At 68.0% G+C, this 22,441-nt stretch carries 21 protein-coding genes; 18 read left to right on the forward strand and 3 right to left on the reverse strand.

The features are described 5' to 3' along the window. The first annotated feature begins 360 nt into the window (after positions 1–360). From ABZ848_RS00075 to ABZ848_RS00085, 3 genes are all read left to right on the forward strand, one after another. On the forward strand, positions 361–555 hold the full coding sequence (locus tag ABZ848_RS00075; RefSeq protein ID WP_360822654.1) for a hypothetical protein: 195 nt from the start codon (positions 361–363) through the stop codon (positions 553–555). A 748-nt stretch (positions 556–1,303) separates the two neighbouring features. After that, complete coding sequence (locus ABZ848_RS00080; protein ID WP_360822656.1) at positions 1,304–1,789, forward strand: hypothetical protein; 486 nt, start codon at positions 1,304–1,306, stop codon at positions 1,787–1,789. 74 nt (positions 1,790–1,863) lie between these two features. Then, positions 1,864–3,390: an amino acid permease gene (locus ABZ848_RS00085; RefSeq protein ID WP_360822659.1), complete on the forward strand. Its 1,527-nt coding sequence runs from the start codon at positions 1,864–1,866 to the stop codon at positions 3,388–3,390. A 254-nt stretch (positions 3,391–3,644) separates the two neighbouring features. Here ABZ848_RS00085 and ABZ848_RS00090 read toward each other — a convergent pair whose 3' ends face one another. Next, positions 3,645–4,280, reverse strand: coding sequence for a 2'-5' RNA ligase family protein (locus ABZ848_RS00090; protein WP_360822662.1), 636 nt, complete (start codon positions 4,278–4,280; stop codon positions 3,645–3,647). 7 nt (positions 4,281–4,287) lie between these two features. Continuing rightward, complete coding sequence (locus tag ABZ848_RS00095) at positions 4,288–5,817, reverse strand: helix-turn-helix transcriptional regulator (RefSeq protein WP_360822665.1); 1,530 nt, start codon at positions 5,815–5,817, stop codon at positions 4,288–4,290. Between the two features lie 610 nt (positions 5,818–6,427). Here ABZ848_RS00095 and ABZ848_RS00100 point away from each other — a divergent pair. After that, complete coding sequence (locus tag ABZ848_RS00100; RefSeq protein ID WP_360822668.1) at positions 6,428–7,474, forward strand: phosphotransferase; 1,047 nt, start codon at positions 6,428–6,430, stop codon at positions 7,472–7,474. Between the two features lie 129 nt (positions 7,475–7,603). Here the strand turns inward: ABZ848_RS00100 and ABZ848_RS00105 are convergent, their stop codons facing one another. Next, positions 7,604–8,080 carry a TrmO family methyltransferase gene (locus tag ABZ848_RS00105; protein ID WP_360822671.1) on the reverse strand — a complete coding sequence of 159 codons (477 nt, stop codon included), beginning with the start codon at positions 8,078–8,080 and terminating at the stop codon, positions 7,604–7,606. Between the two features lie 385 nt (positions 8,081–8,465). Here ABZ848_RS00105 and ABZ848_RS00110 point away from each other — a divergent pair, with 385 nt between their 5' ends. The 14 genes from ABZ848_RS00110 to ABZ848_RS00175 all read left to right on the forward strand — a co-directional run bounded on the left by ABZ848_RS00110 (position 8,466) and on the right by ABZ848_RS00175 (position 22,370). Next, positions 8,466–10,355 (forward strand): ABC transporter ATP-binding protein, encoded by a 1,890-nt coding sequence (locus ABZ848_RS00110; RefSeq protein WP_360822673.1) that lies wholly within the window; start codon positions 8,466–8,468, stop codon positions 10,353–10,355. A gap of 95 nt (positions 10,356–10,450) precedes the next feature. Next, on the forward strand, positions 10,451–10,975 hold the full coding sequence (locus ABZ848_RS00115) for an NUDIX domain-containing protein (RefSeq protein WP_360822676.1): 525 nt from the start codon (positions 10,451–10,453) through the stop codon (positions 10,973–10,975). 324 nt (positions 10,976–11,299) lie between these two features. After that, a complete protein-coding gene (locus tag ABZ848_RS00120) occupies positions 11,300–11,674 on the forward strand; it encodes a hypothetical protein (RefSeq protein WP_360822679.1) in 375 nt (124 codons plus the stop codon). Continuing rightward, a complete protein-coding gene (locus tag ABZ848_RS00125) occupies positions 11,664–12,095 on the forward strand; it encodes a DUF6093 family protein (RefSeq protein ID WP_360822682.1) in 432 nt (143 codons plus the stop codon). The genes ABZ848_RS00120 and ABZ848_RS00125 overlap by 11 nt, the downstream gene beginning before the upstream one ends. Then, positions 12,095–12,523 (forward strand): HK97 gp10 family phage protein, encoded by a 429-nt coding sequence (locus tag ABZ848_RS00130; protein ID WP_360822685.1) that lies wholly within the window; start codon positions 12,095–12,097, stop codon positions 12,521–12,523. The genes ABZ848_RS00125 and ABZ848_RS00130 overlap by 1 nt, the downstream gene beginning before the upstream one ends. Continuing rightward, positions 12,520–12,963, forward strand: a complete 444-nt coding sequence (locus ABZ848_RS00135) for a hypothetical protein (RefSeq protein WP_360822688.1) — start codon at positions 12,520–12,522, stop codon at positions 12,961–12,963. The genes ABZ848_RS00130 and ABZ848_RS00135 overlap by 4 nt, the downstream gene beginning before the upstream one ends. Positions 12,964–13,094: 131 nt before the next feature. After that, positions 13,095–13,736, forward strand: coding sequence for a hypothetical protein (locus ABZ848_RS00140; protein ID WP_360822691.1), 642 nt, complete (start codon positions 13,095–13,097; stop codon positions 13,734–13,736). Between the two features lie 2 nt (positions 13,737–13,738). Next, the gene (locus ABZ848_RS00145) at positions 13,739–14,293 is read left to right on the forward strand and encodes a hypothetical protein (protein ID WP_360822694.1); all 555 of its coding nucleotides are present in this window, start codon (positions 13,739–13,741) and stop codon (positions 14,291–14,293) included. Next, positions 14,236–14,634: a hypothetical protein gene (locus tag ABZ848_RS00150; protein WP_360822697.1), complete on the forward strand. Its 399-nt coding sequence runs from the start codon at positions 14,236–14,238 to the stop codon at positions 14,632–14,634. Before ABZ848_RS00145 ends, ABZ848_RS00150 begins: the two co-directional genes overlap by 58 nt. Positions 14,635–14,667: 33 nt before the next feature. Continuing rightward, the gene (locus ABZ848_RS00155) at positions 14,668–18,936 is read left to right on the forward strand and encodes a phage tail tape measure protein (RefSeq protein WP_360822700.1); all 4,269 of its coding nucleotides are present in this window, start codon (positions 14,668–14,670) and stop codon (positions 18,934–18,936) included. Beyond that, positions 18,936–19,886, forward strand: coding sequence for a hypothetical protein (locus ABZ848_RS00160; RefSeq protein ID WP_360822703.1), 951 nt, complete (start codon positions 18,936–18,938; stop codon positions 19,884–19,886). The genes ABZ848_RS00155 and ABZ848_RS00160 overlap by 1 nt, the downstream gene beginning before the upstream one ends. 13 nt (positions 19,887–19,899) lie before the next feature. Next, positions 19,900–20,826 (forward strand): hypothetical protein, encoded by a 927-nt coding sequence (locus ABZ848_RS00165; protein ID WP_360822706.1) that lies wholly within the window; start codon positions 19,900–19,902, stop codon positions 20,824–20,826. Next, a complete protein-coding gene (locus ABZ848_RS00170; RefSeq protein ID WP_360822709.1) occupies positions 20,823–21,932 on the forward strand; it encodes a hypothetical protein in 1,110 nt (369 codons plus the stop codon). The genes ABZ848_RS00165 and ABZ848_RS00170 overlap by 4 nt, the downstream gene beginning before the upstream one ends. Continuing rightward, on the forward strand, positions 21,933–22,370 hold the full coding sequence (locus ABZ848_RS00175) for a hypothetical protein (protein ID WP_360822712.1): 438 nt from the start codon (positions 21,933–21,935) through the stop codon (positions 22,368–22,370). It begins immediately after the preceding gene. Positions 22,371–22,441: the final 71 nt, after the last annotated feature.

Genomic DNA, 22,441 nt, shown 5'->3' on the forward strand with positions numbered 1-22,441 from the left:
TGGCGACCGCGCAAGCACGTCTTCATCGCCCGTTGAGCACGCACCTGCCACCTCAACTTTCCCTGGTAAGCCTTCAATCACTCCGGTGATATCACCCGGGGAATGTGTGCATCGGGCGCTTTCCCGTCACTCTGGGACTCCCGCAGTGAACAGCGTCGACGAACCCGTCCGGAAGCGGATCATTCTCGTGCACACCCTTTGTCCTGCGGGCGCGTAGTTGTCCCTGAATCCGTCTACCGGAGTCCAAGGTGTCCTCGGCCTTACACGTACGGCTCGCTCAGTCCCTGCTGCTGGTTCGGTCGCGGAATTCGGCACGCTGGCCTCTCTTCGACGGCGGCACGGTCTCCTCGGGGGTGAACCTTGGTCGTTAGCCTCTCCGCTGTCGTACTCCTCGGCGTCATTGTCTTCCTCCTCGTAAAGAAGGCTGGCCTGAACGTGGCACACGCCGTCATCTGTGTCCTGTTCGGCTTCTTCCTGGCCGGAAGCTCCGCGGCACCGAGCATCAGGAACGGCGTTCAGGGCGCGGTTCAGCTGATCGGAAAGATCAGCTTCTAGACCGGCCGTCGGGGCGCAGACGAGGCTCTGGCCCCCTCCCTCTCCCTGGGCCCTGACGGCCTTTCCAATCACTGGACGTAACCCATGGACCGTTGATGACACCGATACCAGCTGTGTCCCAGAGCCTGACCGAGGGTACGGCCGCCGTCGCTGTACCCCTGCCGTACATGCGAGCCATGCCGGCCACGACGCACGGTGAGCGTCACCAGGTCATGCGGGGAAGCGCCCTGTGCGTGGGGCCGCAGAATCTGTGCCTGCATAAGCGGGGCGGTCCGAGACGGGGGCAGTCGTGAAGCGTCGAGCATCGACTCTGGACAGGCATCCAGCCCGTGACGATACGCGACTGCAGGTAGTGGTTGAGGATGCGGCGATGGGCCGCTGGGAGGGTGCCCGAGAGCTGCTGGCTTCGACGGGGACGGACTGGGATCGGCGTATCTTCCGTCTTCAGGTGCTTGCCCGTGTCGGGGTGCGGCTGACGTTTGCCGATACTTGGGAGCAGGCCGAGCCGCGGTCTCCGCATGCTCTTGCGCTTTTGGCCCACGTGTTGGCCCTGCGGTCGATGGCAAACGGTCGGGGGCAGGGCCGCAGTGAGCTGATGGAGCAGGCTTGGGGGGTTTGTGTCGACGCTGCTGAAGCAATGCCCAGCGACCCATCCCCGCACATTGTCATGCTCGCGTTAATACGGTTTCACTCGCCTCACCGTGACCGCGAGTGGCGCGCGACTTTGCGGCACGTGTGGGGGCAGGTGATGCAGCGCGATCCGTGGAATCGGGAGGCGCACCACGAGCTCCTCACCTACATGTTCCCCTCCTGGCATGGCGTAGGAGGCGAGATGTTCCACTGGGCGCAGGAGCGATGCGCGCTCGCCCCTCGCGGTCTCCCGCTCCACACCCTTCCTTTGGCCGCTCTCGCCGAGTCCCACCGCCTGCGGATGGAGCAGGAGGGTCACCGCTATGGACTGACGGTCCACCCGTGGACGGACAATCCGTCGACGCGGCAGGCGTGGGAGAACTGGTGGGCGTACCGGGCTCCTGGCCGACCGCATGCCGCCTTCCACGAGGACGCCAACTACTTGGCCCACGCCTTGTGCTTTGCGAATCAGCACAGGGAAGCCGCGGAGGTCTTCGACGCGATCGGCCCGTACGCCACCGATGTCCCCTGGAGCTACTGCGGAGACGCGCAGACGCTCTTCACCCGCCACCGCACCTGGGCGGTCAAGGCGTCCGCGCCGTAACGCCCTCGCGTGACCCGTGGGCCACAAACCGTCTCATCCCCGTCCAGTTACTGCTGACAGAGAAGGGCATCGCCATGCCATTGGACATACCGAGCGTCACGCCATCGGAAGAGGAGCGCCTCGCAGAGCTCGGGATCAGACAGACTCTGGACCGTTCCATGTCGGGGCGCCAGAACTTCGCCGTCTCGTTCACGATCATCAGCATCCTGTCCGGCTGCCTGACCATGTACGGGTTCGGCATGAATACCGGCGGTCCTGCGCTGATCATGTGGGGCTGGGTGCTCGTCGGTCTCATGACGCTCCTCGTCGGCCTGGCCATGGCCGAGGTCTGCTCCTCCTACCCGACCTCCGCCGGGCTCTACTTCTGGGCCCACAAACTCGCCCCGCGCAAGTCAGCCCCGGCCTGGGCCTGGTTCACTGGCTGGTTCAACACCCTCGGCCAGGTCGCCGTCACCGCAGGCATCGACTTCGGCGCCGCATCGTTCCTCAACGCGTACCTGAACCTTCAGTTCGGGTACGCCGCGACCCCCGGTCACACCATCACTCTCTTCGGTCTCATCCTCCTGCTGCACGCCGTCGTGAACACCTTCCGGGTACGCGTCGTGGGCTTCTTCAACACCGTCTCCGTGTGGTGGCATCTGATCGGCGTCGTGGTGATCGTCGGCGCGCTGTTGGCCGTTCCCGCCAAGCACCAGTCGCCCGGGTTTGTGTTCACCGAGTTCGTCAACAACACCGGCTGGGGCTCCACGGTCTACGTCGCCCTCATTGGCTTGCTCATGGCCCAGTACACCTTCACCGGCTACGACGCGTCCGCCCACATGACTGAGGAAACGAAGAACGCCTCCGTGGAGGGGCCGAAGGGTATCGTCCGATCCATCCTCGTCTCCTGGGCCGCCGGGCTCGTCCTCCTCTTCGGCTTGACTTTCGCCATCCAGTCCTACACCGGTGCTCTGGAATCACAGACGGGTGTGCCGCCGGCGCAGATCTTCATGGACGCACTGGGCGCGAGCACCGGCAAGCTGATGCTTCTTATCGTCATCGGTGCTCAGCTCTTCTGCGGCATGGCCTCCGTGACCGCGAACTCCCGCATGATCTACGCCTTCTCCCGCGACGGCGCGCTGCCGTTCTCGACCGTGTGGCACAAGCTGCACCCGGGAACCCGCACCCCGACCAGTGCCGTCTGGCTAGCTGCCGGTGCTGCGTTCGTCCTCGGCTTGCCCTACCTGTTCAACACCACCGCGTACGCCGCCGTCACCTCCATCGCGACGATCGGTCTCTACATCGCCTACGTCGTCCCAACCCTCCTGCGCCTTCGCCAAGGAGAAGACTTCCGACGGGGTCCCTGGCACCTGGGCCGCTGGTCCAAGCCCGTCGGCGTGATCGCGGTGATGTGGGTGGCTCTGATCACAGTCCTGTTCATGCTGCCCCCGTCCCGCCCTGTGACTGTCGAGACGTTCAACTACGCGCCCCTCGCCGTCGGCGTGGTTCTCGCCTTCGCGGGAACCTGGTGGCTCGTTTCCGCCCGTAAGTGGTTCCTCAACCCACACCATCCACGGAACGCCGCACCGCTCAGCCCCGCGTCAGAGAGGGCCACTCGATGACACACACCAAGATCGGCGGCGTACGAACGTCGTGACAGGGCCGCAGGCGTGATTGCGGGCAGATCCATAGCCCACCACTTGGTCCAATGAGCCGATGCTCGCTCGGACTGGTCCCACGGGCGACCGGACCTCGTTTCTCGTTCCCCTGCTATGGCTCGTGTGGGTGCTGGAGGACGCCGGTCCTCCAGCACCCACACGAGTCCGCATAACCAGACCCGTCTCCTGTACGCACGGAAGCGAAGGGATGCCTGATCTCAGCGGAATTCCAGCGAGTGGATGACCTGCCAGCGGTAGGCCTGCCCTTCACGACGCAGTTCGACCAGCCGAACGTTCTGCACCGCTACATCCACCGCACCGAGTTCCCGGAGGGGCCGTATGGCGTTGCGCACGATGTCGGCGGATACGGGGCGGTTGCAGTAGGCGATGCCCAGGTGCGGGCGAAGAAGCGATGTCGGCTTGCGCTGCGGAATCCCCGACCCGGCGCCGGCTGCGAATAGGGCCTCATGCAGATGAAGGACGGGGTTCCAGGGGGCAACGCTGTAGCGGATCGCGCCGCGGGATGCAGTGAGCGGCACCGCCTGGAGGGTGAAACTCTCTGGTCTGCGTTCATGCGCCTTGGCGACCAGGCGGTCCAGATGTCCGGAGTCGATCTCGTCGACGCGGCCGATACGTCCAAGGGTCAGGTGCAGGCCGTCCGCATGAATGTCGTCGAAGGCGAGGTGGCGCAGCTCCTTCTGGCAATGGCCTGCGTGGTCGATGAGCGGGGTCGCGTCTGGGAAGGTGAGCATCCAGTAATAGGCGCGGGTCGAGGACGTCCAGCCGGGCCGGTCCCAGTGGTCCTTCATCTCCTCGACGGCATCGAAGGCGGCCCAGTCGTGCTCCGCGATCACGGTCGCGTCAGTTGTGCTGGGTGGTGGAGTGGGAGGAAATGCGCCCGGGTCGGCTGTGAGCTGCATCCGCGGCCCTTCTCGTCTGCTCCATCGGGCGTGTCAGTTTGGCAGACTTCGCCAGGTCCCTCGTTTGCGGGGCGGATTGCCATGAGCGCAGGGCGTCGTCGTACTCCCGTACGGCCGGCAGTTCCTGCCATCTGCTGGCTCCGGCGTAGAGTTCACTGGCGCGTTGGACCACGGAGCGGATGGGCGGACCACCACCGGCTTCGAGGACCTGGCGGCCGAGAACCATCGCGTGCTCGACGTCGGGGCGTGGGCCGGCCAGGAGAGCGGTGGCGACGTCCAGGCGGACCAGGGCCTGGCTCCAGGCGGAGTCGGATTGCTCGACGAGTTCGTCGATCTGATCGGCGTAAGCGAGAACCCGTGGGGCGTTGGCGAGCGAGACATGGACCGTCGCGGCGTTGGCCAATGTGCGAGCCATGCCGTACGGCTCGAAGGAGATACACGAGGTCAGCCCCACAGGAACAAGATGCTGGCTGCTCAGTTCTTCAGCGGCGGCGATCGCGCGTTCCGCGCCGGAGCGGTCGCCGAACTTACCCAGGGCCCGCGCGCGTCCATTTGACTGGAGTCGGATGGCTTGCGGATGCTTTGGGTCGGCCTGGAGGCCTGTTTCTGCCCACTGGACGGCCTGGTCGTAGTGGCCCGCGTAGTAGGCGTTCAGGGATCGCGTGCCTTGGATCCACATGATCAGCTCACGGTCTGCGATCTCCTTCGCCAGTTCCTCTGCTTCCTTGCAGTACGCCTCCGCCACGGCTTCACGGCCGGCATTGACGGCCATGTAGCCGAGCAGGCCTGAGGCTTGAGCTGCCAGCCGGAACAGGGCTTCGCGCTGGCGAGGTGGCTGCCGACCCTCCAGCCGATCCTGGATGAACTTTCGTAGATCGACGACTTCGGGGGCGAGGCGGTGCGGCCCTTCGGCCTCATAGCGGGCGACGAGGTCCGCCACGCCTTGTTCCAGGACCGCGACGGTCGCCGGATCGGTATTTGACGAGGTGGTGGCGTTCAGTCTCTTCGCGATGTCGAGAGGGCTCTCCCACTCAGGGGTGGGTAACAGCGTGGATTGTGTGCCGGAAGCCCGCAGATGATGCTGGGCGGCAGAGTCCTGGACGGGACGTGGTGCCACATGCGGAGAGACACCCAGTCGCTCAAGGACGGGGATGATCTTGTCGATGTTGACCAGTCGCCGCGTCCCGGATTCGAGCATGGACAGAAACGACTGACTCAGGCCGGTGATTGCCGACATGTCTTCCTGGCGGAGTGACCCAAGCTGGCGTATCAGGCGGAATGCAGTGCCGAAGTCCCAATCGGCCAGAGCAGCAGTCACCGTCGGGTTCTGCCATACGTGATCCGGAACGCTCAACGCCGCGGTGACCTCGTTGCCCGCAGCTCGGGTGCACGCGGCGCATCGCTCGTCAGTGTTGTACCGGCTCAGGAGGTTGCCGCAACGGGTGCATCGGCGATCGTCCTCGTGTGCCACTGCCACCTCCCATCAGGGCACCGAGATCATGGTCAGTGATCTTCGTGGGCGCAATCACCTCAGTGATATCACCAGGGGGATGTGCCAACGCGGGCTTTCCGTCAGACCCTTGGTTCCCAGCCAGCAAGAACGCGTGACCCGCAGACCACTCGCAACGTGACGGTGATCGTCTTGCAGAGAGATCACCCGGTCCGCATCGTCAGTGGCGGCTAGCAAGCTGCACACCCGTAGGGAAGCGCCATGTGTGTTCCGGTGATCACGCTGGGTGTCACGGGTAGGTTCCATGAACGGGAGGATGTGCCACAGTGACCGACATGCCCGAAACGGTCCGCCGCTTTGGCGACGTCGGTGACCAACAGTTTCCGCATCGTCGCCGACCCTTCATCGGCTGGCGAAGGACGCTCTGCCGCGCGGCAGAGCGAAGGCTCGGACGGGTGCCGGTGGCTTGGCGAACGCCATCTCGGACACAGGCCGTATCGGCGCGAAATCGACGAGACGTGCACCATGCTGTGGCATCTCCACGCCAAGTACAACGTCTGCCCAAGCCGAGTATCCCCGACGCGATGACCACCGCTCGCTGCCCCTCCTCACACGGAAGCCGGTGAGGGGCATGGACGATGCAGACTGGGATGAACTGGCGGCCGACGTATTGGCAGAGCAGTACGGGGTTACCGCCGAGGCGGTGGAGCGTGTGCCGATGGGCACGGACACCATCAACCGGCGGGTCCTGACTACCGATGGTCGCAGATTGTTCGTGAAGGAGTACGAACCGACAGCTGACTTGGACGCGGCTAGATCGGCGTGGGACATGTCTGAGTTCTGCCGGGCGGCCGATCTTCCCGTGCCACGTGTCTGGCCCGACCGCCACGGCAATCTGGTTGCCTTGGCCGAAGGGAGTGCCTGGGCCGTGGTCGACGAACATCCCGGCCGGGTGACCACCTCGGCGATGGGCGTGGCGCGTGCGGAGCACATCGGCATGGTGCTGGGACGTATGCACCGAGCTCTGGCCGCCTATCCGCTGCCCCGGCTCCGGCAGCACACACGGTGGCGAACCGGTTCGGTCGAAGACGCCATGGTCAAAGCCGGCGCCGTGCTGGCGGCCGCTAAGCGGCAGCAACACCCGGACGTGGTGCTTCTGAGCCATGAACTGAACCAGAGGTGCGATGACTTGCGCGCACACGTGGACGGTCTGCGAGCTGGGCTTCCCGAGGAGTTCGTGGAGCAGGCCGTGCACGCCGACTTCACCCGCACCAACATGCTCGTCCTCGCCGATGTCGTCACCGGCGTCATCGACTTCCGCGGAGCGAGGGCGATTCCGGCCTGGGAGCTGGGACGCGCTGCCTTCGATCCCCGTACGGTCGCCACCAGCGACCAGTGGGCTGACTGCGCTCTGGTGATGATTCAGGCCTACCGATCGGAGAACCCCACTCTGCCGTTGGCCGACGTCGTGGCGTGCGTACGTGTTGCGCTGCTCTACATGCTGTTCAGCTTCTACGGCGCGGTCACATCCGATTACGGCCTGCCTGCGGAAGCGGAAGCGGACTTGCAGCGGCACTGGCACGAGCGGCAGACCAGCATCCGCCGACTCCTGGACCGCTTTGAGGATCTCGAAGATGCGCTCCGCTCCTCCGCTGAGCAACTTGGAGGCCGACCGTGATCAATGCGCGGCACTGGCTCGTCTTGCCCCTGCCATCTGCAGGCCGTCTCGCGGACCGCGGGGCCCGCCAAGGGGTTGCACGAAAGGGTGCTGAAGGTGGCACGTTCCGGCGCTGAAGTGCGCCCTGGCTCAGTTTTGCGCCTCACCCCAGTAGTCCGAAAGCATCTCCGCTGGCCACTTCGGCTCCCGGACTTCGCCACGGGGACCCATTTCCGCGAAGTATGGCCCCAGGTCGTAGACGGGGGTGCCGTCGATAGCGTCGAGGTCGGTGACGTGCAGGTCCAGGCCGACGACCTTAAGGAGGCGTGGGAAGGACTGCGCGAGCTGGTTCGGGCGACGATGGTTTCGGTGGACGAACGTGCCGGTGGCTGGCCACCGCGGGTTGTTACGAGGGCTGCGTGCATGCAGGGCGACATCACTGGGAGACGCCTCGTGGAAGTGCCAGACGACCAGCAGGTGGGAGAACTCCTCAAGGCCCCGTACCACCTCGAGGGGGAAGTCACGGCTCAGTCGGATGATCGCGCTCCCGCTCCAGTGGTCGTCGGTGGCTTCGGTGCGCCCTCCCACCACGATGCCGATGGGCTTGATCTCCAGCGACTGCGTCATGCGCCTTCCCCTTGTCCCTCGTTGCGACGCCGTCAATCTACGTGGGCCAGCTGGGCGGCAGCTCGTGCATCCAGCTCGGCGGCGGCCGGGAACTGACTGACACGCTGCCGTGGCCCTCACGTTGGCCATCACGCCGTAGCGCGACGGAACACGGTCGCCCCTCAGTCATCAAACCTCAAAAGTCACAACCGCCACAGGCGTCGGCGTTTCGGCCAACTTCCGCCGCCCTGAAAGCCGTTCAGCACCGCGACCACGCGTTCGATCCCCCAGATTCCAAGCCTGCGAGTCGTCCGGAATCGAGCGCGTTCGATTCGCTCGCAGCCTCGTTGAGCCTGGCACCGCGACACCGCCCAGGTGCCGCAACAACCGCACAGGAAGGACGCAGTTGACCGCCACTCACACTCCGATCGAAGCCCCGCAGACGCCCCCTCCACCACCCCCAGCGACCATCTCGTTCGAGAGCAACTACGGGAAGAACCCGCTGGGAGAGGCCACCTTCACGGCCATGTGCGCCCGGCTGCCCAGCGTGTTGCGGCAGACCGCACAGATGGCCTGGGCCATCGACCGGCTGGCCGTCATCCTGCTCCTGGCGTGCCAAGTGCTCACCGGCCTCGCCGCCGCCGTAGTTCTGGCATCTACGGCAAAGGCCATGCAGCACCTCGTCGGCGACGAGCCCGTGTCCGAACGGCTGCACGCCGCCCTCACCACCCTCCTGGTCATCACGGCAGCGGTCGCCGTTGGCCGAATCTCCAGCGCGCTGTCCTCCTACTGCGACGGCCGAATCAGCCCCGGCCTGATCACCGCAGCCGACACCGCCTTGGTCGAAGCAGTCTGCCGCGTGGAAGCCTCCGCCTACAGCGAAGATGGGTTCGCCAACCGGCAGGAAGCCGCTGAAGTCGGCGTCTCGCGCACCACGATGATGGTCAAGGACGCGCAGCGGTTCACCGCCGCCTTCGTCCGCATGATCGCCGCCAGCGGAGTCCTGGCGACGCTGCACCCCCTGATGCTGCCGCTGCTACTCCTGGCTGTCGTGCCCGCCGGCCTCGGGGCCGTGCTCTCTGCTCGAGTCGACTACGAGACGCACTACGCCAACGTCGGCGACCGCAACGTCCGAGGCATGATGCGCTGGTGGGCCACCACCTCCCGGCACGGGGACGAAGTCCGCGCCAACGGCATGACCGACTACATCGTGTACTGGTACCGCACTCTGTCCAAACGCATCGATCAGCGCACCCTTACTGCTGCTCCCCGCATGCTGCGCATCGTGCTGGCCACCTCGGCACTCGGCGGCATCTTCCTCCTGGCCACCTGGGCCACCCTCGCCTGGCTTGCCGCCACAGGACGCCTCGACCTGGCCATTGCAGCCACCGCTGTCGTCGCAGTCCAGACCTCCCTGGCCGCCTTGTCCCAGCTCGTCATCAACGGCGCCGCGCTGTTCCACACCTCCCTGTACCTCGCCGACATGCGCTCCTTCCTCGACCTCGCCGCCGAGCGTGCCCCCAAGCGCGGGAAGGTGAAAATCTCCGCACCGGTCGAAGAGATCCGACTGGAGGAAGCGGTCTACTGCTATCCCGGGAAGGAACGGCCGGCCGTCGACCACGTCTCCCTCACCCTGCGCCGAGGCGAGATCCTGGCGATCGTCGGCGAGAACGGCTCCGGAAAGTCCACCCTCAGCCGACTGATCACCGGAATCCTCCTACCCGACAAAGGCCGCGTGACCTGGGACGGAGTCGACCTGGTCTCGGCTGACCCGAGCAGTGTGTGGGCGCACACCGGCCTGGTCCCGCAGATCTTCGCTCAGTGGCCCCTGCGCGCCCGGGAGAACGTAACGCTCGGACAGCCCCGCACCTTCAACGACGACCCCGTGTGGGAGGCCATCGACGCCGTCGGCATGCGCACCGCGATCGAAGAGCTGCCCAAGGGACTGGACACACTCCTCGCCCGAGAGTTCTTCGGTGGCTCCGAACTCTCCGGAGGGCAGTGGCAGAGGTTGGCCTGCTCCCGTGCGCTGTACCGACGCTCACCACTGTTGATCCTGGACGAGCCAACCTCGCAGATGGACCCGCGAGGTGAACACGACATCTTCGAGGAGATCAAGAGCATCGCCGCCGACCGCATCACGGTGGTGGTCACTCATCAACTCGAAAACACCAAGATCGCCGACCGGATCATCGTCATGCAAAACGGCCGGATCACCGAAGAGGGCCGATACGAGGAACTCGCCAACGGCGGCGGGCTCTTCGCAGAACTCCTCGCCCTGGCCAAGGACCGCTGATCACCCGACCAAGCCCATGCGCCTCGCCCTATCCAAGGAGTGAAGTGACCCACCAACCCGGAGGCGGCTGGACCCGCCATGGCCACCTGGAGCCCGTGCGTACCCAGGACTTCTGCATCAGACGGGACGACGTCACGCGGCCCGACGGCAGCCGGACCGTGTTCGAGTACCAAGAGATCGGGCACGGCGCGGCCGTCGTCGCCCAGCGTGGAGACGGAAAGATCGCACTCGTCCGCGTCTGGCACTACCTGCACGGCGGCACCCTCAACCTCCCCGGCGGAACGATCGAGCCGGGAGAAGACCCACAGGAGGCAGCTCGACGCGAACTGGAGGAAGAGGCAGGCGTGATCGCGCAGCAGTTCACCCCTCTCACCGTGACACGCCTGCTGAACCGCTCGACCGTACGCCTTCACCTGTTCGCGGCGATGGATCTCACCCCGGGCGAACGGAAGCTCAGCAGCAACGAGAACGGCATGACTGTGGAGTGGTGGGACCTGCAAGACGCAGTGGCCGCCGCTACCGACGGCTCCATCACGCTGGCTGGCGGGGCACTCGGAGTCCTGCTGTTCGCAGAGCACACGCGTTCGGGACGTCTGGGGGAACTGGCGGGGGAGAGGTGATCCCGCTCATCGGTAAGCGGGCGTCACTCCTGTCGTGAACGCTCGTCGTAGCGGGCGTGCGCCGCGCCCCTGAACGAATTGTGTGAGGAGGCCGGCGCAGCCGCCCGCGAGTATGGCGGCGACGATGGCGCCTGTTGTGTTCTCGGGCGTGCTGATGGTGATCGCGACGCCTACGGTGCAGGTGACGATAATCCCAAGTGGCCTGGTGGGCATGCGGTAGCACCACGGCGTGCCTGCCCCCTTGGGAGCCTCCCTCTCCAGGTGCCGGATCGCGTGAGCATCGTACTGACAGGGCTGTCCGACAGCTCTTCTAGCGTCGGTTGGATGGATCACGACAGCAACGAGACCTTGCACAGCGTGCGGATCAACGCTCGCGGCGCGAAGGCCGCGATCGAGATTGATGGGCAGCGCGTGGACCCGGGGGCCCTGAGCGGCTACACGGTCACCCACCGAGAGGGGGAGTCGCCACAGGTTGTCCTGTACTCGGGGGACTATGCCGAGTCGACCTTCGAGGGCCTTGCCCGTGTTTCCGTGGCAGACATACCTGACCCTGGCCCGGCTGCCGCGGTCTTCCTGTCGGCGATCGATGCCGAGGAGCTGGAGCGGTCCGCGCTGGCCAGGCCCGACCTCGGCACCGGCCCGCACTCCCTGACGCAGGCGATGCTCACCCAGCTCGTGGAGTGGGCTCGTGGCCTTTGACGTGGAGGGTGCGCGTCGGGTTGTCGACCGCATCCTGGACGACAAGCTCGAAGTGTGGCGGGACGGCGCCGGCCGCGCGGACGATGTGCTGGACGAAGCCACCGGGCAACTCGTGTCCCCGACGCCTGACGAGTGCTTGGTCTGGGGCGGGCTCGGTGCGGTGACGCCCGTCGGCCGCCCGGCCATCACCCAACCCGTCGGCGGGGCCGTTGCCGTCGAGCCGCCGACCACCGACTACCAGGCAGTGCTACCCGTGGACGTACCGGCGTTGGGGCGCGACGACGTGATCCGCGTTGCTGGTTCAGTGCGCCCCGGAGGCCCCCGCGACCCGATGCTGCTCGGGCGCCGGTTCCGCGTCTCCGACGAGGCGGTCGGCACCTACAGTGTGGTGCGCATCGTGCGGGTCCAGGTGATCGACTGATGGCCGCAGCGAAGCCGCACCCCAACGCCCACCCGGACGCGACCGCGTTCCGGGACCCGATCGCGCTGGCCGCCGCGCTGGCCCGGATGGGTCCGGCGGCCCGCGCCCGTACGCGGACGATCACCCGTCATCACGCCATGCTGCTGCGGGTCCGTATCCAGCGGAACGCGAGCGGCAGGCCCGGCCCTAACGTGATCACGGGGCAGTACCGCGCCTCGTGGGACGTGCGGATGCGGACTGGCGGCGGCGAGGTCACCGCCGAGGTTTTCTCCGATGCGCCACAGGCCAGGCGGCTGGAGTACGGGTTCGTCGGCGTGGACTCGATCGGTAGGCACTACAGGCAGCCGCCGTTCCCGCACGTCGAGCCCGCGTTTCGGCAGATCGAACCGGCGTTCATCCAGGCCCTGGCGGACGGAGTGCTGCCGTGACCGCACGTTTGCCGGTAACCCGTGCGCTCGCCGCCCTGGTCGAGCACGCCACCGGCCGCCCGTGCGGCATCGGTGAACTCCCTCGCGTGCAAGGGAAATCCGGCTGGGAACCCGCAGCCGCCCCGTACACCGTCCTCGACTCGCTGCCCGCTGAGTTCGGCGGACCGCCCCTGTGGGACTGGCACGCGGACGCGGCCTGGTCCTACCAGGTCACCTCGGTCGGAGAACGGGGCGACCAGGTCCAGTGGTTGGCCGACCGCGTCCGTGCCGGCGTCGTCGGCCGTACGTACGGCCATTGGACCCACGACCTTCTGATTCCCGAAGTGCGGGTCATCGACCGGGAGTTGACCTACGACGCCGGTGGGGAACCCTCAGTGTCCGCGGCAGGCGCTATCGTTTCCTACGTGCAGCGGGTCACGATCACTGTGACCCCGGCATGAAGAATTGCTTCTTCTGATCCTCACCGCGGAGGCCCGCGCGGACGCTAGGCCCCAGGCCAGGCGAACCCCCTTTGAACCTCAAGGGGCAGGGCCTCGGCACGGGACGCTGCCCCAGAAGTGGGAGCGGACCTGTGTCCACGAGCACGAAGAAGACCCAGACCCGATTTCTGCGGCGCGGCATTTCCAAGATTCTGTGGTCGAAGGATCTCAACGACCCGAAGTACCCCAGCCGCCGCGAGATCACCAACGCGTTCGGCCTGACCGATGCCGTCTCGGACATCGAGGGCTGGGCGCTGGAGAACGACCCGATCGAGACCCCCGACATGGGCTCGACCTTCAACAGCTCGATTCCGGGCAACGACAAGGCGGAGAACTCCAGCCTCACCTTCTACGAGGATCGGTTCTCCGACGACATCGAGCAGCAGCTCCCCAAGGGCGCCAAGGGCTACGTCATTCTGCTCCGCAAGGGCGACCTCCCCGGTTCCCGCTCGGTCGACGTGTTTCCCGTCCAGGTCGCCACCCGCGCCGCGACCTACTCGACCGGCAACGAGGCCGCCAAGTTCAAGGTTGACTTCACGATCACCGACGAGCCGTCTCTCGACCGTCCGGTGCCGCAGGCGCACCCCCGGCCACTGCCGGACGAGGACTGCGACGACGACCACGGTCACGGCCACCACGACCACGACGGCGACCACGTGGACGTAACCGTGGTCAGCACCACTAAGACCAAGACCGAGGCGACGGTCCGCGAGCACGACGCCGACGAGGGCTGATCATGTCGCGCCCTGCCCAGGCCAAGCGCCCGTCCTCCTCCGCCACGACGGCGGAGGGGGCGTGGTCGGCCAAGATGGAACGCCTCCGCCGCCGGGCCCGCCCGCAGAACCGGCTGCGTATCTGTGACGACGCCGAGCTGCGCCAGCGACACGACGACGCCGAGCAGGCCGCCCGCCGTACCCGGTTCGTCGCCGAAGCCAGCCCCGGTGACGAACTGGCCGAGCGCCAGGCCGCCGAGGCCGACACGGCACGCGAGCAGGCCCTCCAGGCGCTCGATGCCGTTTCGGAGTTCCTGATCTTCCGTGCGCTGCCGCGCCCGGTGCTGGAGGAGCTGATTGCCCAGCACCCGCCGACCGAACAGCAGGCGGAGGAGGGGGCGATCTTCAATGCCGACACTTTCCCCGCCGCGCTCGTCTCGGCGGCCTCCGTGGACGGCATGAGCCGCGAGGAGGCCGAGGAGCTGCTGAACGGCTGGTCGGCGCCGGACGCGAACGCGCTGTGGGACGCGGCCTGGCAGATCCAGCAGGAGAGCCGGGTCGAGCTGGGAAAAGGCTGAGCCGTGACGCCGGCCTGCGCGCGGAGCTGGAGCTGTGCGAGCGGTTCCAGATCCCGCACTCGCAGTTCCTCGGTGGCGACGGCCGCTGGTCCGACCTCGACCGCGCGAAGGCCCTGGCCTGGTCGGAGTGGCAGCGAGCGGTGTGCCCGGAGTGCAGCACCCGGCTGGAGGAGTGGGACCGCACCCGTGGTGGTGACCCCCACGCCTACGTCACCGACACCCTGCGCTGCCCCGGCTGCGAGCTGATCGAGCAGGAACGCGACCACGTCCCGCAGGACCGGTCCGGCTACGGCGTGAAGATCCAGCTCCTCCCGCGCGAGCAGTACGAACAGCGCCCCTGATCCACCCCCGCACCACGTAAGGAGGCCGCCGCGGTGGCCGGGTTCACCCTCACGGTCGCGATGCGCGCCGAGGTCCGCGACCTGATCGCGGGAACCCGTGCTGCCTCCGCACAGATGCGGACCCTGGGGGGCCGCACCGACGCCGCGAACCGATCCCTGGCCCGATTGGATGCCAACGGGGCCCGCCTCGCTTCGCAGTTCGCCGCGCTGAATCGTTCCGCCCGCGGTGCCGTCGGTGAGCTGAACCGGATCACCGCCCGCGCCGGGGCCGCCCGTGCGGCGCTGCGCTCGGCGGGGGACGACGGCGCACGGTCCATGTCCCGGCTCCAGCGGGCGACCGCCGGCGCCGGAAGGCGCGGCATGTCCGCCACCAACATGCTCGCCGGTGGCGGCCTGCTGCTCGGCGCGGGCGAGATGATCCAGGAAGGCAACCGCTACCAGAAGCAGATGAATCTGTTCCGGGCGGTCACCTCGGCCACCGCCTCACAGATGAAGCGCGCCTCAGTCGTGGCGCAGGAACTCGGCAACGACCTGTCGCTGCCCGGCTCGACGGCGGCTGACGCCGCCGAGGGCATGGTCGAGCTGAGCAAGGCCGGTTTCAGGGCCGACCAGTCCATCGACGCTGTCCGGGCCTCGCTCCAGCTCGCCTCGGCGGCCGACGTCAACGCCGCCACGTCGGCCAAGTACCTGGGCGACATCATGGACCAGTACGGTCTCGGCGCCGACCAGGCGGCACGCGCCTCGGACACCCTGGCTGCCACGGCCAACAACGCCTCGGGCTCGATCACCGACATCTACTACTCGATGCGGTACGCCGGGCCCGTCGCCAACGCCCTTGGCGTCTCGCTCCAGGACACCGCCGCCGCAGTCGGCATGCTCGGCAAGAGCGGCATCCTCGGGCATACCGCCGGAACGAGCCTGCGCGGGATCTTCGCGAACCTCGCGGCACCGACCCCCCAAATGCAGGGCGCCCTAAAGGACTTGGGCATCGACGCCTGGGACGCTGAGGGAAAATTCCGCGGGCTCCGGGTGGTCATCGATGGTCTCTCCAAGGCCGAACACAACCTGTCCCAGAAAGACTTCACCGCGGGAGTCACCAAGGCGTTCGGCAAGCCCGCGCTCAGCGGCGCCGCAGCACTCGCCCACCAGGGGACCGAGTCCTTCGACGCCCTGTCGGTGGCGGTGCGCCAAACCGGTGCCGCCGCGGCCATCACCGCCTCGCGCGGCCAGGGCCTGACCGGCGCGATGACCCAACTGCGCACCCAGGCACGGCAGACCGGTCTCGCGCTGTACGAGGGCATGGCACCTGGCCTGGAGTGGGTGACGCGCCTGCTGACGCGCGGCATGGCGGGTGCGACGCCGTACCTGACCACGGCGCTGGAGTACGGGCGCAACCTCGCCGTGCTGTACGGGCCCGAGCTGAAGGCCAAGACGAGTGCAGGGCTCGGCGGGCTCATCGATGAGGCCCAGGCGCTGATCGGTCCGCTGAAGGAGCTCGGCGAACACACGCTGGCCACCGGCCTGAACCTGCTGATCAACGCGGGCCGCACGCTCGGCGACGTCCTCAGCAACGCTGCCGACGGCGCGGAGCCGATCCTGAAGGCCATCTCCGGAATCGGACAGGACGGCGGGGCCGCGGCCGGCACGCTCGACATCATCGCGACCGTCGCCAACCTGGCGATGGACGCGGTCTCCGGACTGTCCGCCGTGCTGGTCCCCATCGGCCATGTCGTCGGTGGTCTCGTCAGCGCCTTCGGCGCGCTGCCCGCCCCCATTCAGTCGGCGGCCCTGGCGATGCTGCTGTTCCGCCGTGCGCAGCCGGGCCTGACCAACCTTGCCAACACCGTCACCGGACCTGTGCGCAGCGGCTTCGCCAGCTTCAACCAGCAGATGCGGGTCCAGCAGAGCCTGGCGGCGAGCGCGGGCGTATCGCTGTCCCGGTACGGGGCGGCGTGGGCGGCGGTGCAGGCCCGCGTCGGCTTCCTCGGCAACATGACCGCCGCGTTCCGCAGCGCGAACGGCGCGGGCGTGACGTTCATGGGGACGATGAACGGAGTGTCCCGCGCCGCCGGTTCGGGCCTGCGCTCGGCCATGTCCGGCATCTCTGGAGCACTGGGCGGGCCCCTCGGTATCGCGATGGCCGGCGTCTCCGTCGGCCTGGGGCTCCTCGCGGCCCGCCAGCAGCGCGCGGCGCAGGCAGCCGCCGAGCACCAGTCCCGGATCTCCTCCCTGACTTCCGCGCTGCGCGAGTCGGGCGGCCAGATCAACGGCAACGTACGAGGGCAGGCAGCTCAGGTCCTGCTCGACACCAAGGTCAGCCAGGGCCAGCTGACCAAGGTGATGGAAGACGCGGGAGTGTCGGTGTCCTCCCTGACCGACGCCTACCTCGGCCAGGGCACGTCCCTGGACGCGCTGCAGAAGAAGCTCCAGGCCACAGCCGACGAGAACAAGGAGTACGTCGACAAGGCCGGCGGGAAGGTGAGCACCCTCGAATACACCGACGTCGGGCAGCAGTACAAGGACGCCGCCGACGCCCTGGGCAGCGTCAAGGGCGAGATGGCCGAGTCCATCAAGAACGCGAAGGAACTGGCCAAGGCCACCAAGGGCGCGGGCGACGGCACCTCGGCGTACGACCGCCTCAAGGGCGCTGTCGGCGGCCTCGCCGACGAGACCGCCGACGCCGACACCCGCACCCGTTCCCTCAAGAGCGCCCTCGACCTGCTGTCGGGCGGACAGATCTCTCTCCAGGCCGCGAAGGCCAAGGTGAACAGCGCCGTCCTCGACCTGAAGGAGGGCGGCAAGAACGTCAACCGAGACCAGGGCTACGGCGGCAAGCAGCTCGTCAACGACGACAAGACCCTCAACACGACCACGCGCAACGGCCAGCAGCTCTACACCCAGCTCACCTCTCTGTCCGACGCGGCGGCCGATGCTTCCGTCGCCACCTTCGACCTGGCCAAGCGAAACGGTGAGACCCTGCCCGCCGCGCTTTCCAAGGCCCGCGGGGAGATGAGCCGGGCAAGAGCAGAGGCGATCCGGGCCGCCCGCGGATACGGACTGACCAAGGCCCAGGCCGAGGCCGTTGCCGACAGCCTCGGCCTGCTGCCCTCCAAGGTCAGCCTCCTGCTCCAGACCAAGGGCATGGACTCCACCCTGGCCAACCTGATCGCCGTGCAGGCCGAGTTCCACCGGCTCCCGAAGGCGAAGACGATCAAGGTCGACTCGCTCTCGGACGGGGCGCAGAAGAAGCTCCGCGAACTCGGGTTCACGGTAGAGACCGTGCCGGGCACCCGGCAGATCAAGATCACCGCGCCGACCGCGGGGGCGAAGAAGAACCTCGACACCCTGATCGACAAGCTCGGTCAGACCCCCAGCAGCAAGAACGTGAAGGTGTCCGCGCCGACCGCCGCGGCGATCAAGAGCCTGGAGGCCGTACAGGCGAAGGTCCGCGCGACGCCCGGAGCGAAGTCCGTCATCGTGTCCGCGCCAACGGCCGAGGCCCGCAAGCAACTGGAGGCGCTGGGGTTCCGGATCGAGAAGGTACCCGGCTCGAAGGACGTCAAGGTCACGGTGCCCACCAGCGGCCCGCGCAAGGCGGCCGACTCCATCCAGCAGCGCATCGACGCACTGCGCGGCAAGCAGGTCACGGTCACCACCCGGCACGTCTCGATCTTCGACGACCTCACCGAGCAGAACACCAACATTGCGGACGCCATCCGGCGCCAGGCCGACGCTCAGGCGCGCGCCGCCAAGAAGCACGCCGACGGCGCGGTGGTGGACTACTTCGCGGACGGCGGCGTCACCGGCGGTCCGCGCCGTGAGCGGCACGTTGCGCAGATCGCACCGGCTGGGAGCTACCGCATGTGGGGTGAGAGCGAGACCGGCGGGGAGGCCTATGTGCCTCTAGCCGCGTCCAAGCGCGGCCGGAGCAAGGCGATCGTGGAGGAAGTGGTCGGCCGGTTCGGCGGCCAGGTCGAGTGGTTCGCCAACGGCGGCGTCCGAGGAGCCCGTGGCCGCGACTACACGCCGATGCTCGCCAGCTCCTTCAAGCAGGCCCGAAGCGTCGCGGCCATAGCGGGTGTTGTGCGCTCCTTCGACCTGCGCACAGGCAGCGACCACGCCCGCACCCGAGTGGTCGACGCCCGCGCCGGTGGCCGGGTCCAAGTCGTGGTGGTGCGCGAGCAACAGCCGCTGATCGGCTCGATGCCGGTCACCGTCACCGACAGCGCCGCCACCCCCGAGCAGATCGGATCCGAGATGATGCGCACCCTGCGCAACGCGCAGCGGGGCGGGAGAGTGTGATGACCAGAGCACTGAACAAGAACCCCGAACTGGCCCCGTGGCAGTATGAGATCGGCGGCATCGTCCTCGGCAGCGGGAGCTCCGTCCCGGTCGGGAACGTCGAAGGACTCGGATCGCCAGGCACCCGGCTGCAGGACACTGACAACGCCAACAGCGACGGCTCGACCCCCGGCCGCGACTTCTACGGGCCGCGCCCCCTGCGGTTCGAAGCGGGCATCAAGACGCCCGGCGACCCGGTGAAGGCCGCCGATATCCTCGCCCGGCTGGAACGAGCCCTGGACACCCCGGACGCGCGCACCAACCCGGACGGGCGCCACATCCTGCGCGGCCGGTGGCCCGGTCACACAACACGGCGCATGTACGGGCGACTTCGCCGTATGGAGGCCACCAGCACCGCGACCGCCGTGCATGGATGGATACCTCTGGACATCGAGTTCGTCGGCCTGGACAACCCGCGCTGGTACGACGACCAGGTGTCGACGCTGACGCTCGGCCTTGACCAAGCCGCCCACGCGAGCACCGCGGACCGTACCGTCGACGAGGCGATGGACCGGCCCGCGGCCTGCCGCGGATCCGCCGCCCCGGAGCACCGCCCGGCCGACGACCGGCCCGGCTGGGTCACCAACCACGGTGACGTGCCGACCTACCCGAGCCTGCGCGTGCACGGACCGGTCACCGGACCGCGGATCTGGAACACCATCACCCGCCGCGTCCTCGAACTCGACGTGTCGCTACGTGAAGGTGAGTGGGTGGAGCTGGAGACCCGCCCCGGCACCTGCTGGGCCCTGTGCAACGGCACCGTCAATGTCGCCAACGCTCTGAGCCCTGCGAGCCGTCTCGACCTGTTCACCTTTCCGCCTGGTCGGTCCGAGATCGCCTGGACCGCGACCGACCCGTCCGGCACCGCGCGCCTCGAGGTGGCGTGGCGGTCCGCGTACACCACCCTGTGAACGGAGAGCATTCGTGACGCTGCAACCCCCCATGATGGTGCGCGGGGCCGACCACTCTGCGCGTGCGCTGCGCCTGATGATCCGCGATCTCGCCCGCGGCCAGCAGGGCGTCGCGGAGAGCGGGGACCTGAAGGTCCGGCCGCTGGAGACCCCCGGCCCCGGTATCCGCGTCGGTGATGGCTCGGCCCTCATCCACGGCGCCCGGCCGTGGCAGGGGGCCTATACCCAGAGCAACATCGGTGACGCCAGGGTCGATGTCGAGCCCACCGGTCCGTTCGCACGGACCGACCTGATCGTCCTGCGGATCGAGGACCCCGAGTGGGAAGGAGAACTCGACCCCCACACGCAGGAGATCGGCTACTTCCACGTCGTCAAGGGCGTGGCCCATGACGCTACCGCCGTGCCCGCGGACATGACCGGCCTCGTTCTGGCCCGCATCGCTCTGCCGCGCAACACCGCGGCGATCACCGCCGGGATGATCATCGACCTGCGACAGCTCGCGAATCCGCGCACCGAGCGCATCCTGCGCACCGTGCACCCGACGAAGACGGAGGAGGTGCCGGGCAAGCACGGCCAGTGGGCGGCATGGCCGCAAGAAGCCGCCTGGGATCTCGACGTCCCGGCCTGGGCGACGACGGCCACCGTCATCGTCACGCTGTCCGGCCTGCGCTCGGAGGCGGGCTCGGTGTACGCCGAGCTGCGCACCCGCCTCGGGGAGCGCGCCGCAGCGCCGACCGTCGTGGACGACGACGGGACCACCACCCGCCGCTCCGGCGCGACCCTGGCCGACACCCTCGCCGTGCCGCCCGCCTACCGGGGCACCCGCCAGCGCCTCGCCGTCGAGATCAACCAGAACGACAAGTACGGAGACGGCAAGTTGACCGTGGCCAAGGGCACCACGGCCGTGCTCGACATCGCCTTCACGGAAGGGCCTGCGTGACGATGGCCAATTACCGCTACATCGTCGCGCGGGCCGCGACGGGTGACGTCCTGCACTGGAACCTGCCGCTGAGCGAAGTCGAGTACGGCCCGGAGATATCCGGCCCCGGCTCGCTGAAGGCGACCTTGCCGACCGCGCTCCGCCGCTCGCTGAGCGACACGCTCGACGCCGGCGACACGGTGCTCCTGGTCGAGCGCAACGCCCGCCTCGACTGGGGCGGCATCCTGTGGCGCGCCGAACCGGAGGGCAACACCCTGCCCGTCGAAGCGTCCGGCTTCACCAGCTACCTCCACCGCCGATTCGACCTGCACGGCAACCTCGACGGCCGCGGCCCGTACATCGAGGCAGACCCCTGCCAGGTGATCCGCGACGTGTGGGCCTACGCCCAGTCCCAGCCGGACGGCGACCTCGGCGTGAGCGTGGACGACACGAAGTCGAAGGCGAAGACCGGCACCGCCAAGGACCCGTACACCACCTCCAAGACCGACCCGCGCAACCTCGGCGACATGGTGGACGAGATGGCCGAGATCGATGACGGCCTGGAATGGTCGGAGTCGGTTACCTGGCGCGGGCGCCGGGCCGAGCGGCGCATCCTCCTCGGCGCACCTCGCCTGGGGCGGCGCCGGGAGGACCTGACGTTCACCACCGGCGCGAACGTCGTCGGCACGCCGCACGTCATCAAGGACGCCGACTTCTACGCCCAGTGGGTCATCGGCCTCGGCGCGGGCGAGGGCAAGAAGCGCAAGGTCGTCGTGGACGGCGTCCGCAACGGCCGCCTTCGACTGGAACACCGGCTGGAGACCAGCGAGAAGGACGAGGCGAAGCTGAAGCAGCGGGTCCGCCGCGAGCGGCTGGCCCGTCAAGTGCTTCCCTCGCTGACCGAGCTGGAGATCACCGACCACCCCGCGGCTCCCATCCACGCACTACAGGTCGGGGACGACGTGCGGGTCCGCCTGTTCGAGCCCCATACCGAATTCGACGGCTGGTGCCGGATCGTCGGGTGGACGGTGCGGCCCAGCGAAGGCGAGACCGCGGAGCGCGTGACGCTGAAGCTGGAGCGTACGAACAAGCCCGAGGACGAGGCGGGCGAGGGCGAGGAACAGTAGATGCCAGACACGATCGCCACCCTCGGCCGCCGACTGGCCAAACTGGAGCGGAGGGTCACCACGCTGGAGCGCGCCCGCCGCGCCCCGTACCCGGAGTGGCGGGACCTCCCGCTCACCGGAGACACCGCCGTCCCGGACGAGGACCAGCCACCGCAGTTCCGCGCCAACCCGTGGAACACAACGGAGTTCTGCGGCCGGATCGGCCTGACCGCCGGCCAGGCAACGGACGAGCAACTCGTCGCGCTGCTGCCGGAGGGGTACTGGCCGGAAGTGCCGCGCACGGTCGACGTCGCCTCCGACGCCGCGCGCCGCGCCCTCCAGCTCGACGTCGACCCCAAGGGCCTGGTGCGGCTGCGTGTCCAGGGCGGCGGCAGCGTCCGAGCGACCTGGGTCAGCCTCGACGGCACGACGTTCCGCACCGACCACGACGACTCCTGACCGACGGTGCTGCGGCCCCAGCCGGAGCACCGCCGGTAGCATGACGCGCGGGTGACCCTCCACCCGCTTCG

The organism is Streptomyces sp. NPDC047081, assembly GCF_040643775.1.
GTDB lineage: Bacteria > Actinomycetota > Actinomycetes > Streptomycetales > Streptomycetaceae > Streptomyces.